Origin of the sequence: Salinimicrobium sediminis, from assembly GCF_900215295.1 — a bacterium.
GTDB classification, from domain to species: Bacteria; Bacteroidota; Bacteroidia; order Flavobacteriales; family Flavobacteriaceae; genus Salinimicrobium; species Salinimicrobium sediminis.
The window spans coordinates 24,208-37,893 of record NZ_OCMF01000005.1 but is presented as its reverse complement, the minus strand read 5'-3'; the positions used below and the strand labels follow the sequence as shown (position 1 = coordinate 37,893).

The following is a 13,686-nucleotide window of genomic DNA, read 5'->3' as shown; positions in this document are numbered from 1 at the left end:
AAGTGCCAGGCATTTTTTAGCTTATGAAAAATGAAAAAGACACATGGAAGATTCCACAAGAAATATTCTAATTTTTCTGGCGGGTTTATTTGTTCTTTATTTTTTATTGCATTTTTTACTTAAAAAGTTAGGTAAAGATCAGCGCAACATACTTCCTCACAACATAGCCAGCAGATTAAAGATTCCTATGATCACTCTTTTTTTGGCAGTGGCCATTCAGGCCGGGCTTATTAACCGGGAAATCATTACAGATGAAGAGCAGGTAAATTTCTTACAACATGTGCGTTCCATTTTACTGATCTTTAGCTTTACCTGGTTTATTATAGTTGCCATTAGGATCGCAAAAAATAAATTTTTAAGACAGTTTGATGTCAGCGAGACCAACAATCTCCGGGCACGGAAATTTTACACTCAATTCAATATTATTGAAAGAATAGCCATCTTCGTAGTAGTGCTCTTTGGTTTGGGAATAGCACTGCTCACCTTTGACGGGGTAGAAGAAATTGGGGTGAGCATCCTCACCTCTGCGGGAATTGCCGGTATAATTCTGGGACTTTCCGCCCAAAAGGTTTTCGGGACCATCTTTGCCGGAATCCAGATCGCCATAGCACAACCTATTCGGCTTGATGACGTAGTGATCGTTGAAGGAGAATGGGGACGCATCGAGGAAATAAAACTTACTTATGTAGTGGTTCAAATATGGGATAAGCGCCGCCTTGTTTTGCCTACGACCTATTTTATAGAAAAACCTTTTCAAAACTGGACCCGCAATTCTTCAGACATCCTGGGTACAGTTTACATCTACACCGATTTCGATCTACCCATTGAAAAACTCAGGGAAGAACTTACCAGCCTCCTTAATGCAACAGAATTATGGGATAGAAAGGTCAACGTGATCCAGGTGACCAACATGACCGAAAAAACTATGGAATTGAGAGCCTTAATGAGTGCGCAGGATGCACCTACTGCCTGGGATCTACGGGTGTATGCCAGGGAAAATCTCATTAAATACATTAAAGAGAATTACCCTGACAGTTTACCACGTACTCGTTTGGAAATTAAAGAAGATCTTCCTCACTCAAAAGAACCTTCAGACGCGCTTCGGTAGAAAGTCCCTGGGAAAAATTCATAGCAGTTTCTATCAATGCCAGGTGAGAATAAGCCTGCGGGAAATTCCCTAACAGGCGTTTGGTCTCAAAATCCAGGTCTTCACTAAATAATCCAAGGTGATTACTATAAGAAAGCAGCTCATCGAACATCTTCATCGCTTTTTCCCTTTCTCCTATTTTGTACAGGCTATTGATAAACCAAAAGGTACATATAGTAAAAGAGGAAGAAGGAATTCCAAAATCATCCTGGTTCCTGTACCTGAAAAGGAGACCGTTATAACACAGCTCTCGTTCAGTCGCTTTTACGGTACTTACAAACCGGGGATCCTTAGCTTTTATAAACCCATAGGTTTCCATGAGCAAGGTGGAGGCATCAAGATCTTTTGAACCATACGACTGGGTATAAGCCTGCATTTCCTCATTCCAGCCATTTTGGTAAATATCGTCATGGATCTCCTGTCTAAGGTTTGTCCATTTTTGATCATTGATCCCGTTTCGAAGGATCTCCCCAATTTTTACGGCTCTGTCAACGGCAACCCAGCAAAGCAACTTGGAAAAAGTAAAATGGCGCTCTTCTGTCCTGAATTCCCATATTCCCTTATCCGGTTGTTTCCAGTGTTCTTCTACGATACGCACAATTCCGCGGACGATGGTCCACAGCTCTTCACTATTTTCAAGGGTGGTTTCAAATTGCAGGAACTGTTGATAAATGACCTCCATGAGAATTCCATAGATGTCATTCTGCTTTTGGATGTACGCGGCATTTCCTATACGTACAGGTTTGGAACCCTCATAGCCTTCCAGGTGATCCAAAAATTGCTCTGTAAGTTCTTTTTCTCCATTGATACCATACATGATCTGCAATTTCTCATCTTTTTCGGGGATAAGATTGATGATGAACTGTAAAAAGCTTTCTGCAGATTCTTTATGCCCCAGGCTATTCATCACCTTAATTACCATGGATGCGTCCCTTATCCAGCAAAAGCGATAATCCCAGTTACGTACCTCTCCCACGGTTTCGGGCAAAGAAGTCGTCACTGCAGCAAGCACAGCCCCTGTTTTTTGATAGCTAAGTCCCTTAAGGACAAGAGCACTGCGATTTATTTGCTCATCGTAGTAAGGGAATTTGGTGGTGGATTCACTCCAGTTCATCCAATAGGTTTTGGTGCGCTGAAATTTCAAATATGCCCTCTCAAGATTCTGCTCCCTAAGCTTCTCATGATAACCTACAAGAAAATACTCATTTTTGGAAAGGGTGATTTCTTCCCCATTCAGGACCTCATCCAATCCAAGGCTTGTATACAAGTATAGAGAATCATATTTTCCTTTTTTGGTAAAACTCTTCAGGTAGTAACGGTGATTTTCGGTAAAAGTCTCTTCCCGTGCATAATCCAGTTTCGGCCTGTAATGCACTTTCATCTTCGGATTCCCCTTCAGAAGATAAACGAACCTAACAATATCGGGAGGCATGTAGAAAGATCCATTCTCCTCACGATACCGTGGCATAAAATCAATTACCTGGAAGGCATGAGCTTCCGAAGCAAAAGTGGTACACAGAATATTAGTCTTCCAGAGGTATTTTTGAGAAATCGTATATGTATCGTCAACCTCAAAGGAGAAATGTCCTCCCTTGTTGGAATCTAGCAATTTGGCAAAGACCGAGGCGGAGTTAAAATTGGGCAAACAACACCAGTCAAGGGAGCCCGATTTTGAGATTAATGCAGCACTGTGGCAGTTGCCGATCAACCCGTAATCTAATGTCTTCATGTAGTCTTAAAGTTCTTTTAAAATGGTAGGGTGCTTCTTTTAAATTTCGGAAATTTAAGGAAAATGAATTAGATAGAACGTGCTGAAAAAACATTATGGGTAAAACAATAATTATCTCTAATCGCCTACCCTTACAAATAAATATTTCCGAAAATAATAAAGTAGAAGTAACTCCCAGTGTAGGTGGCCTTGCCACCGGTCTTAAAAGTTTCCACCAGGAAGGTGACAGCATCTGGATTGGCTGGACAGGTATTGCTGAAGAAGATATCCCCGCGGAGCTGGAAGATGAAGTCGAAGCGGAGGTCAAAAAGCAAAGATGTGTACCGGTTTCCTTAACTTCTGAAGAGATCGAGAAATTCTACTATGGCTTTAGCAACAGGACCATTTGGCCGCTGTTTCACTATTTTATGGAATATACCGAGTTTCACAATGAACATTGGGAAGCATATAAACAGGTCAATGAAAAATATGCTGAAGCAGTTGTAGAACGACTTAATGATGATGACGTAGTATGGGTGCATGACTATCAGCTCCTACTCCTCCCCGATTACATTCGCAGGAAAAAACCAAAAGTAACCATTGGCTTTTTTAATCACATTCCTTTCCCTTCTTCGGAAGTTTTCCGGACTCTGCCCTGGAGGGAGGAGGTGCTAAAAGGAATGTTGGGTGCAGATCTTATTGGCTTCCACACCTACGATTATGAAAGGCATTTCTTAAGGTCTGTAAATCGTATTCTTAGGCTTGATATCAACTTCAACAGTGTGAATGTCGGAAACCGGGTGGTGAGATCAGACTCTTTCCCAATGGGGATAGACTATAAAAAATTCAGGAAAGCAGCAAAAGATCATAAGGCGCAGCCGCGAAGTGAAAATAGTGATATTCAGAAGAAGCTGGATTATCATAAATATGTTACCCGAAACACTAAACTTATACTTTCTATAGACCGGTTGGATTATACCAAGGGAATAGCAAACAGAATTAGGGCCTTTGGATATTTTCTGGAAAAATATCCTGAATATCAGGAAAAGGTAAGATTGATCATGCTGGCTGTACCTTCCAGGACCAATGTACCGCAATACCAGCTTCTCAAAAAAGAGATCGATGAACTGGTGGGCCGCATCAATGGTAAATTCGCAACAATCAACTGGACACCTATCTGGTACTTTTATCGCTCTATGCCTTTTGACAATCTCATAGATCTTTACACCTCCAGTAATGTTGCCCTTATTACCCCAACACGGGACGGAATGAACCTGGTGGCCAAAGAATACATCGCGACCAGAACCGATCAAACCGGAGTTTTGATACTGAGCGAAATGGCAGGTGCAGCACACGAATTAAATGAGGCCTTGATCATCAATCCTAATAATTTTGAACAAATAGTTGATACGATTAAACTCGCCCTTGAAATGCCCGAAGAGGAACAGATAAGGCGAAATAAACTGCTTCAAAAAAGATTAAAAAGATATAATGTCGAAAAATGGGCTAAAGATTTCATGAAAAGCCTTGATAATACCAAGGATTCCAAAAAGGCTTTTAAGGCCATTGAATTGACAGAAAATATTAAAAAAGACCTTTTTGACAAGTACAGTGCTGCACAAAGAAGGATCCTTTTCCTGGATTACGACGGCACCCTAAGAAAATTTGTCGATAAACCAGAAGAAGCCATGCCCGATCCTGATTTGATCCAACTCATTTCACGACTGGGAGAACAAAAAAATACCAGAGTGGTTCTTATTAGCGGTAGAGACAAAGAAACTCTGGGGACCTGGTGGAAAAATGTTCCTGTTGAACTTATTGCCGAACACGGGGTGTGGAACCGACCGGTGCGGGAGGAATGGCAGCTCACAGAAAATCTTAACAATAGCTGGATGACCAGTGTGCGGCCTGTGTTGGAAACCTATGTTGACAGAACTCCAGGCACCTTCATCGAAGAGAAGAATTATTCCCTGGCCTGGCACTACAGAAAAGCCAATCCTGAATTAGGAGATGTTAGAGCCAACGAACTTTCGGCAGTATTGAAAGATATGATCTCCAACCATGGTCTAAGTGTTTTACAGGGAAACAAAGTACTGGAGATTAAAAACAGCGGCGTAAACAAAGGAAAGGCCGCCAACAAACTACTGGTGGAAAAATATGATTTTATTTTCGCTATTGGAGACGACTGGACCGATGAATTTCTGTTTACAGAACTTCCCGATCAAACCGTCACTGTTAAAGTGGGCATGAACAAAACCGAAGCGAAATATTTCGTGGATAATGTAGATGAGGTAAGGGAATTAATAGACCAATTTGTTAGCCTTACCCGCTGAAGATTTCAGGAAAATCTTGTTAAAAATCAGCTAAAAAATTAAGGATTTTTATAGCAAACTTAACTAAGGATAACCTTACAACACCTTTAATTAGAAGTATCTTAGCAAGATATTTAACTATTGTTCAAAAAGAAAACAAATCAACATGAAAACAGGCAAAATTTTAGCAGGAATACTTTCAGGTGCCGCAATCGGCGCTATAGCAGGAATACTTTTCGCCCCTAAAAAAGGAGCGGACACACGTAAGAGTATTTCAGAAAAAAGCAATGAGTACATGTACGGAGCCAAAAACAAGTACAATGACCTGGCTGATAACCTTTCTCACAGATATGATTCAGTTAAATCCAAAATGAGGGGGAAATCCAAACAATTGGAATCCAACCTTGATGGTGATGATAAGATCATCTATTAATTGACTCATTTATGAAATATTAAGCTGCAGTTCCTGCAGCTTTTTTTTTGCCTTTAATTTAGTATTTTGTACAGCAAAAGAAATTTAAACAGAAAACATGATTAAAAATACCCTTTTCGCCACTTTATTCTTTTTAGGTTTTAATAGTGTAGCTCAGGAAGCTGCTCCACCACAAGTTGATCTAAGAATTTACGACATCATAGCATCAGTTTCTGCCGATAGTATTGAAGCGGACATTCGAACCCTTGCCGGATTCGGCACCCGTAACACCTTTAGTGACACTGTTTCAAATACCAGGGGAATAGGTGCTGCCAGAAGATTCATAAAAGCTGATTTTGACCGTATTTCCAAAAATTGTGATGACTGTCTTGATGTTTTTTACCAGAAGGATTTCGTGACCCCAGATGATGGGAACAGGATTCCGAAAGAAGCATGGATCGTGAATGTTGCTGCCATTCAAAAAGGTACAAAGTATCCAAACCGTTACATCATCATGAGCGGCGATATAGATTCCCGCGCCAGTAACACAATGGATTTTGAAACCGATGCGCCGGGAGCAAACGATAACGCCAGCGGAATGGCCGGAGTTATGGAAGCCGCCAGGGTGCTTTCAAATTATGATTTTGAAAGCAGTATTATTTACCTGGGATTATCGGGCGAGGAACAGGGCCTTTTTGGAGGTCAGGGTTTCGCAAAAATGGCTAAGGAAAAAGGCTGGGAAATTATAGGGGTCTTCAATAACGACATGATAGGAAACATCAAAGGTGTTGATGGAGTTATTGACAACAGGACCTTCAGGATATTTTCTGAACCGGTACCTCCTACTGAAACTGAGAGAGAAAGAAACATGAGAAGGTTTTATGGAGGTGAAGTTGACGGCATATCGAGGCAACTTGCACGTTATGTGCATAAAACAACGGAAACCTACATGCCGGAAATGAACCCAATGATGGTTTACAGGCTGGATAGGTTTGGAAGAGGCGGGCATCACCGACCCTTCAACGATTTAGGTTTTGCGGGTATAAGGATCATGGAAGCACATGAAAACTATGATCAGCAGCACCAGGATATTCGTACCGAAAACGGAATAGCGTATGGAGATGTTGTAGAACATGTGAGTTTTGATTATGCTGCCAAATTAACTGCAGTAAACGCAATAAATATGGCAAGTCTTGCCTGGGCTCCTCCCGCTCCTAAAAAGGTAGAAATTGGAGGTATCGTGGAACCTTCAGCAAAACTAAAATGGGAAAAAGTTTCAGGAGAAAACGTAGCAGGATATAAGATCTACTGGAGAGACACTACTGCTCCTCAATGGGAACACTCCAGGTATGTTGGAGATGTTGATCAATTTACTTTAAAAGGAATAGTGATAGATAATTCCTTTTTTGGGGTTTCCACTGTAGGAAAGAATGGCAATGAAAGTGTAGTAGTATTCCCTTCAGGAACTTTTAGAGAATAAAATTTTTCATCCGAAGGATTAAATAAAATGGGGATCTAAACGATCCCTATTTTTTTTGAGTGCCCAATTGCTGTTCCGCTGTCCTGAAAGTAACAGGTGGCGATCCCCAGGTCTTCAAGATTTTCAAGCACCTCTATAACTTTCTCCTTTTGTCTTCGGCTGGTTTGACGAATATAAACAGCTTTAATATTGACGGGAAACATTTTGACGATGCGTTCATACAAAAAGGGATCATGTTGAGAATCGTCCCCCATTAGTACATATCTTAACTGGGGATAAAAGGAAATAATGTCTTTGATCTTTATAAATTTGTGGTCGTGACCCCCCCGGCCTGTAAATAGAAAATCTCCCAGCCCGGTTTTTATGTCCTTAAGTTTAATAATAGCTTTGGGAAGTTCGTGTTTTCTTGCAAACTGTAAGATAAATTCATAGAGATTCCATTCACTGCTCGAAACATAAAAAAAGGAATTGAATTGTCCCTCCTCCTGCCCTGCCCGACTTAAAGCCTGGTAATGCGGCACTACATCATCAAAAATTTCACGGTTATCAATATTCTTGGTAAGGATGACGTAGAGCTTTTTAAAAAAATTGTGGGTATGTGAAATTAAAAAGGTGTCGTCAATATCTGAAATAATCCCGAGTTTACTTTTGAAAGGTTTGAGCAATTCTCCCCTTTCTACCATTCCTTTTCCGTTTAATTTACACGAAACCGAATAAGGATGCCAGCCGCTATCGAGAAATCTGTTATAAGGAATATTAAACCTGAAGTAGCCGTCATCCAGAGTCTTGGTAACTACTTCAAGATCTTTAAAGCGCAGTTGGACGGTAGCATTTTTGACTGGATCAATAGTGAACATTTTATACACGGATTTTGCATGTCTGTATCCACGGCGATCAATCTCGTATTTATCGGGAGCCCAGGAATTAAATACATGTCCAAAGACAACCAGCTCCTGGTCATTGACATAGCCCCTGTACAACTTAATGTCCATTTTCATATTAAAGATATTTTAACTGCCTGTGCTCTGTAAAATAGCTATTTTTAGCAACAAGCTCAATACAATGAAGGATTTTAATAGGGTTTTAATGGTTGTCAATCCTATTTCGGGAGGCAGAGACAAATCTGTATTTATTGAAGAAGTAGAAGAAGAGGTCCGTCGAAGAGGATTAGATTTCAGACTTTTTGAAACCTCAGGTCATAATGACAAAAAAGCTTTAAAAGATGTAGTAAAAACTTATGCCCCTCAACGTATTTTATCGGTGGGTGGAGACGGCACTATTAAGCTCATCGCTGAAGTTACACAATCAGAAAATATTGTTATTGGAATTTTCCCGGCAGGTTCGGCCAACGGCCTTGCGGAAAACCTGGACCTGCCTGCGGATATTTCTGAGCTTACGAAAGTTGCCCTGGGGGGAAAATACACCCAATTTGATGTTATCTTGATTAACGGGGAATTTTGTCTACACATTAGCGACATTGGCCTAAATGCTGCCCTGATCAAAAACTACCACGAGGGAAACATTAGAGGTAAACTTGGATATCTCATCCAGAGTATTCCTACTCTCATAAACAGCGATTTCCCCTTTGAATTTGAAATCGAGACCAATGGAAAAATATTCAAACGTACGGCTGTGCTTATTGCTGTTGCCAACGCTCGCAAATATGGAACCGGTGCGACAATTAATCCACATGGAAAGTACAATGATGGGAAATTTGAAATCCTCATCTTCAAGGAATTCAATATTCCTCAAATTCTACAAACCTTTAGGGAAGACGTCGAAATTAGCGAAGATTTTTTAGAGATCATTCCTGCAGTTGAGGCAAGAATTACCAGCAGTAAAAATATTCCTTTTCAAATTGATGGAGAATACCGTGGGGATGTAAAAGAAGTGCGGGCAAAGATCGCTTCAGTAAAAATGAAAATTGCAATTCCTTAAATTATTTAAGAAGACTTCCGGGAATCGATGGAATAACTGCAATCTTTTGGTCCTTTTAGTGCACAATTAACATTAGTTTAGGCTGGCTTTAAATAAAATAGGGCTCAAAATGAGTAATTTAGAAAGTCAATAATCTAACTAATAAATAAGAAAAATTATGGCAGAGATTAAGATCGAAAAGAAAAAACCAATTTGGCCGTGGATTATCCTGGCTCTCGTTATTCTTGCACTCTTATACTTTTTAGTATTTGCTGATGACGACAATGATGACGACATGGATGATACCACTACCGAACAGGTTGAAGAAGGAACAGTATGGGAGGATGAAACCGACACCACCACCTGGGAAACAGAAAACGACACTCTGGGTACCACTGAACAAGGTGTGCAAGGCTATCTAGCCTACATCGACAATGATGAGAAAATGGGTATTGATCATCAATATACCAACAATGCGATCATCGAACTTATGAACGCCGTACAGGCCAAAGCTGACGAAATCAATTATGACATTAGTGCCGATATGCAGGCTGTGAGAGCAGATGCCCAGGCAATTCAGCAAGATCCTATGGCTTTAAATCACGCAAACAGGATCAAATCTGTAGGAACTAAGTTGGCCGAAGTGATGGAAAAGATGCAGAAAGACAAATTTCCTAATCTATCGCAGGACGTAACCGAAGTTAAAACGGCTGCGCAAAATATTAATGCAACTACACCAACTCTGGACCAAAAGGACCAGATAAAAAAGTTTTTTGATGAGGCAGGTGATGTCTTGGAAAAAATGAGCTAATCAAAATAAAAAAACAGGAGAATTATGACAGATAGAAAAGAACATAGAAAGCATTTGTATTACCTGAATGAACTTTCAGATTTTAAGGTAGACAGCGATGATCCCGATGTAAGGGGATGGACAGTAAAAGATGTGGATAACCGCACCATTGGAAAAGTTGATAATCTACTGGTAAGTAAGGAGAAAAAGAGAGTTTTATATTTGGATATAGAGGTAGATAAATCTATAATTGATGCAAACCACGATCCATACGGAAAGTCATCTTCAGAAGTTCATGAGTTTATCAACAAAGACGGCGAGAATCATCTTATTCTACCTATCGGGATGGCAAGGTTAAATCTGGACGAAAAATATGTTTATTCAGACAGGCTAAATCACCAGACCTTTGCCGAGACCAAGCGAATGGAAAAAGGATATGATGTAGACCGGGATTATGAAGTTGTCGTTCTTGAGTCTTATAACAGAGACTTTGACAGAGATAGAAATGACAATGACAGGGACAGAAGTGATTTTGACAGAGACCGCAATGTAGGAACAGGAAGAACAGATTCCGACATTACCGGAACTCATACCGGTACCACCCGCAGAGAAACTTCTCTTGACGAAGAGAGAAGAAGAATGCAGGAAGCCGATCGTAACAGGGACAGAGACAGAGATTTGTCACATGATGATAGTGAACACATCGCCGGCAGATCTGCAAACAGAGATACAGATCGTGATCGTGACAGCCTTACAGGGCGTGAAAGCGGTACCCACTCCGAAAGAAACACCGGTCGTATAGCCGATAATGATTCCTTCTATGATAGAGGAGAATTTGATTACGAAAGATTCCGAAACAGGGACAGAGACAGAAACTCATAATCCTTAGAAGTTTTACTAAGGCTATTTAAAAAGCAATATTAATTCTGAGCTTCAGAAATTATGGAAGAGCCACTTAAGATCTCCCAGGTTTTTGAACAGAATCAAAATAATGCTTTTTGAATAGCCTTTTTTAATTACACCCACTCCAATGAACAATAACAAAATCGCCTTTAAGAATTCCGAAGGTATTGAACTTTCCGGATATCTGGAACTTCCCCTAAATAAACAGCCTCACAGCTTTGTGCTTTTTGCCCATTGTTTTACCTGCAACAAGAACTATTTTGCAGTAAAGAATATCTCCAGGGCCCTCTCAAAAAATGGCTATGGAGTTTTACGCTTTGATTTTGCCGGTCTTGGAGAAAGCGACGGGGATTTCGCCGACACTACTTTTTCAGGAAATGTGGAAGACCTTATGTCGGCTGCAAAATACCTGGAAGAAAAATATTCCGCTCCTACCCTTTTAATCGGGCATTCCCTGGGTGGCGCCGCTGTAATTTTTGCTGCTGCACAATTGCCCCAGGTTAAAGCTGTAGTGACCATTGGTGCTCCTTCCTCCCCTGTACATGTGAAACATTTGCTTAGATCTAATCTTGAGGAGATCCGGGAAAAAGGTGTGGCAGAGGTGAATGTGGGAGGTAGAAATTTTACCATAAAAAAGGATTTTCTGGAAGATATAAATACCCACAACTTAAGTGAATTTGCGAGGGGCTTAAAAAAGGCGTTTTTATTCATGCATTCTCCACAAGACAAAATTGTAGAAGTAAGTAACGCCGAAGATCTTTACAGGAGCGTTAAGCATCCCAAAAGCTTTGTTTCTCTGGATGGGGCAGATCACCTCCTTACAAATAAAGAAGATTCAATTTATGCGGGAAACCTAATAGCTTCCTGGGCTTCACGCTATTTAAAGATCCCTGAAGACGAAGAACTGGTTACAGAATATGAGGTTGCGGCTAATCTTGGAAAAGAGGGTTTTACCACTCAAATGAGGGCCGGCAGACATTATTTTATAGCAGATGAACCTGTTTCTTTTGGTGGCGAAGACTTAGGACCCTCTCCTTATGACTATCTTTCGGCAGGATTGGCAGCCTGTACCTCAATGACCATTCAAATGTATGCCCGCCGAAAAAAATGGCATCTTGAAAATGTGGAAACTCATGTAGATCATCATAAAATTCACGCCGAAGACTGTGAAAATTGCGAAAGCAGCAGTGCTAAAATTGACCATTTTGAAAGAGTGATTGTGTTGAGGGGAAACCTTGATGAAAAGCAACAACAAAGGTTGCTTGAAATCGCAGATAAATGTCCGGTACATAAATCACTTTCATCCAAATCCACCATAGAAACAAAGCTGGAAAACACGCTCTAATTGATTCCGGGAGTAGTAGTTTAACCGAATCCGAAATTGTTAAGCTCTCCTTAATATTTTGGCTGTAGAAGCCTTTTGGTATAATTTAGATTTGTTAACAATTTAAACTAACCATATGAAACGAATAGGATTATCAATACTTTTCTCTGCCGCCCTTGTATTTACCGGTTGTAAAAATGAAAATCAAACAGCTGATGAAAGGGTGGATGAGCACACTAATCTGACTCAGAATGAGGAAGAAGCAGGAGCTGATGACACTAGTGAAAATAAAGAACTTACACTTCAAATCGAGCCAAGAAGCGGGAGCAACGTTTCAGGAACGGTAGTTTTTACTCAGGAGAATGGAAAAGTAACCATGACAGCTGAAGTATCCGGACTTAAAGAAGGAATGCACGGAATTCACATTCATGAAAATGCAGACTGCTCGGCAGATGATGGTTCTTCGGCAGGAGGTCACTGGAATCCAACCTTTGAGGACCACGGAAAGTGGGGAGACAGCAACGGCTATCACAGGGGAGACATTGGTAATTTTGATGTCAATTCAGAAGGTACCGGAAGTATAACCTTCACTACAGATAAATGGTGTATTGGTTGTGAAGATGAAAAAATGAATATTTTAGGAAAATCTGTCATAGTGCATGACGGAGAAGATGATTTCACTTCTCAACCTAGTGGAGACGCAGGTTCTCGTGTAGGTTGTGCAGAGATCGTAGAATAGTTTCCGAAATAGGAAAATTTAACAAAAAGCGGCTAATAGCCGCTTTTTTTATTGAAGTTTAAGTCACTTTTTGCAAGGCTTAAACAGAGATTCCTTGATGTTTTTAGTAAGTTATTTTATTGTAAATCAATAAAAAAGAAAACAATGAAAAAGCTGAATCTTTTAACTTACATATTTCTTACCGCCCTCCTTTTCACCTCATGTGGAGAAACCGGGGAATCGAATGAACCAGTGGAGGAAACCCAGGACACAGAAGTAACAATTAACAACAATGAACAGGAACAACACGTTGACCGCGTCCTTACTGCGGAAGAAAGAGATGCCTTGACACCTGATGATGTTGTGGCAGAATTTCATGAAGGAAATACAAGATATATTAAGGACAGCCTTACTTTAAGGGACAGGCAAACCAGAATAGCTCAAACCGGTGAAGCTCAGAATCCAAAAGGAATGGTGCTCTCCTGTATTGACAGCCGTGTACCCGTCGAAGAAATATTCGATCAGGGGCTAGGAGATCTTTTCGTTGGACGAATTGCAGGAAATTTTGCAGATACGGAAATGCTGGGAAGCATGGAATACGCTACCAAGGTAGCCGGATCAAAAGTATTGGTGGTGTTAGGACATAAGAATTGCGGTGCAGTAAAATCGGCTATTGAAGGAGTTAAACTTGGGAATATCACAGCTTTACTGGATCATATAGAACCCGCAATAGCAATCACCGATGGATTTCCGGAAGATCAAAGAAGCATTAAAAATGAAGACTACGTCAATGCAGTGATCAAAAATAATGTAAGACACACCATTGAAGAGATGAGGGAGAAAAGTCCAATAATTGCTGAATTGGAAAACAACGGCGATATCAAGATCCTGGGTGCGTTCTATGACGTTTCCAACGGAACAGTAAAATTTCTGTAGAAAACAGAATATAAAGTCAAAGGCTGCTGAAAAGATGGT

Annotated in this window: 12 protein-coding genes; 10 read left to right on the top strand and 2 right to left on the bottom strand. The window is 40.5% G+C overall.

What is annotated here, in order from left to right:
- Positions 1-187: 187 nt before the first annotated feature.
- Positions 188-1,108, top strand: coding sequence for a mechanosensitive ion channel family protein (locus CRO16_RS14865; RefSeq protein ID WP_245859079.1), 921 nt, complete (start codon positions 188-190; stop codon positions 1,106-1,108).
- On the opposite strand, the gene CRO16_RS14860 is transcribed toward CRO16_RS14865, so the two are convergent.
- On the bottom strand, positions 1,059-2,876 hold the full coding sequence (locus CRO16_RS14860) for a glycoside hydrolase family 15 protein (protein WP_097057198.1): 1,818 nt from the start codon (positions 2,874-2,876) through the stop codon (positions 1,059-1,061). The genes CRO16_RS14865 and CRO16_RS14860 overlap by 50 nt on opposite strands.
- Before the next feature lie 95 nt (positions 2,877-2,971).
- Here CRO16_RS14860 and CRO16_RS14855 point away from each other — a divergent pair, with 95 nt between their 5' ends.
- The 3 genes from CRO16_RS14855 (at position 2,972) to CRO16_RS14845 (ending at position 7,059) form a co-directional block, all read left to right on the top strand.
- On the top strand, positions 2,972-5,188 hold the full coding sequence (locus CRO16_RS14855; RefSeq protein ID WP_097057197.1) for a bifunctional alpha,alpha-trehalose-phosphate synthase (UDP-forming)/trehalose-phosphatase: 2,217 nt from the start codon (positions 2,972-2,974) through the stop codon (positions 5,186-5,188).
- Positions 5,189-5,333: 145 nt separating this feature from the next.
- Positions 5,334-5,600: a YtxH domain-containing protein gene (locus tag CRO16_RS14850; protein WP_097057196.1), complete on the top strand. Its 267-nt coding sequence runs from the start codon at positions 5,334-5,336 to the stop codon at positions 5,598-5,600.
- Between the two features lie 97 nt (positions 5,601-5,697).
- Positions 5,698-7,059, top strand: a complete 1,362-nt coding sequence (locus CRO16_RS14845) for a M28 family peptidase (protein WP_097057195.1) — start codon at positions 5,698-5,700, stop codon at positions 7,057-7,059.
- Between the two features lie 35 nt (positions 7,060-7,094).
- On the opposite strand, the gene CRO16_RS14840 is transcribed toward CRO16_RS14845, so the two are convergent.
- Positions 7,095-8,057 (bottom strand): App1 family protein, encoded by a 963-nt coding sequence (locus CRO16_RS14840; RefSeq protein WP_097057194.1) that lies wholly within the window; start codon positions 8,055-8,057, stop codon positions 7,095-7,097.
- 64 nt (positions 8,058-8,121) lie between these two features.
- Here CRO16_RS14840 and CRO16_RS14835 point away from each other — a divergent pair, with 64 nt between their 5' ends.
- The 6 genes from CRO16_RS14835 to CRO16_RS14810 all read left to right on the top strand — a co-directional run bounded on the left by CRO16_RS14835 (position 8,122) and on the right by CRO16_RS14810 (position 13,647).
- A complete protein-coding gene (locus CRO16_RS14835; protein WP_097057193.1) occupies positions 8,122-8,997 on the top strand; it encodes a diacylglycerol/lipid kinase family protein in 876 nt (291 codons plus the stop codon).
- Between the two features lie 157 nt (positions 8,998-9,154).
- On the top strand, positions 9,155-9,787 hold the full coding sequence (locus tag CRO16_RS14830) for a hypothetical protein (protein WP_097057192.1): 633 nt from the start codon (positions 9,155-9,157) through the stop codon (positions 9,785-9,787).
- 24 nt (positions 9,788-9,811) lie between these two features.
- Positions 9,812-10,648 carry a hypothetical protein gene (locus CRO16_RS14825; RefSeq protein ID WP_097057191.1) on the top strand — a complete coding sequence of 279 codons (837 nt, stop codon included), beginning with the start codon at positions 9,812-9,814 and terminating at the stop codon, positions 10,646-10,648.
- A gap of 148 nt (positions 10,649-10,796) precedes the next feature.
- Positions 10,797-12,014, top strand: a complete 1,218-nt coding sequence (locus CRO16_RS14820) for a bifunctional alpha/beta hydrolase/OsmC family protein (protein WP_097057190.1) — start codon at positions 10,797-10,799, stop codon at positions 12,012-12,014.
- A 115-nt stretch (positions 12,015-12,129) separates the two neighbouring features.
- Entirely contained in the window at positions 12,130-12,732 is a 603-nt protein-coding gene (locus CRO16_RS14815; protein WP_097057189.1) for a superoxide dismutase family protein, read from the top strand.
- A 144-nt stretch (positions 12,733-12,876) separates the two neighbouring features.
- On the top strand, positions 12,877-13,647 hold the full coding sequence (locus CRO16_RS14810; RefSeq protein ID WP_097057188.1) for a carbonic anhydrase family protein: 771 nt from the start codon (positions 12,877-12,879) through the stop codon (positions 13,645-13,647).
- Positions 13,648-13,686 lie beyond the last annotated feature (39 nt).

What these genes read in the sequence shown, in the direction of transcription:
- CRO16_RS14865 (WP_245859079.1), top strand. Translation starts at nt 188, where the DNA reads ATGATCACTCTTTTTTTGGCAGTGGCCATTCAGGCCGGGCTTATTAAC.
- CRO16_RS14860 (WP_097057198.1), bottom strand. Translation starts at nt 2,876, where the DNA reads ATGAAGACATTAGATTACGGGTTGATCGGCAACTGCCACAGTGCTGCA.
- CRO16_RS14855 (WP_097057197.1), top strand. Translation starts at nt 2,972, where the DNA reads ATGGGTAAAACAATAATTATCTCTAATCGCCTACCCTTACAAATAAAT.
- CRO16_RS14850 (WP_097057196.1), top strand. Translation starts at nt 5,334, where the DNA reads ATGAAAACAGGCAAAATTTTAGCAGGAATACTTTCAGGTGCCGCAATC.
- CRO16_RS14845 (WP_097057195.1), top strand. Translation starts at nt 5,698, where the DNA reads ATGATTAAAAATACCCTTTTCGCCACTTTATTCTTTTTAGGTTTTAAT.
- CRO16_RS14840 (WP_097057194.1), bottom strand. Translation starts at nt 8,057, where the DNA reads ATGAAAATGGACATTAAGTTGTACAGGGGCTATGTCAATGACCAGGAG.
- CRO16_RS14835 (WP_097057193.1), top strand. Translation starts at nt 8,122, where the DNA reads ATGAAGGATTTTAATAGGGTTTTAATGGTTGTCAATCCTATTTCGGGA.
- CRO16_RS14830 (WP_097057192.1), top strand. Translation starts at nt 9,155, where the DNA reads ATGGCAGAGATTAAGATCGAAAAGAAAAAACCAATTTGGCCGTGGATT.
- CRO16_RS14825 (WP_097057191.1), top strand. Translation starts at nt 9,812, where the DNA reads ATGACAGATAGAAAAGAACATAGAAAGCATTTGTATTACCTGAATGAA.
- CRO16_RS14820 (WP_097057190.1), top strand. Translation starts at nt 10,797, where the DNA reads ATGAACAATAACAAAATCGCCTTTAAGAATTCCGAAGGTATTGAACTT.
- CRO16_RS14815 (WP_097057189.1), top strand. Translation starts at nt 12,130, where the DNA reads ATGAAACGAATAGGATTATCAATACTTTTCTCTGCCGCCCTTGTATTT.
- CRO16_RS14810 (WP_097057188.1), top strand. Translation starts at nt 12,877, where the DNA reads ATGAAAAAGCTGAATCTTTTAACTTACATATTTCTTACCGCCCTCCTT.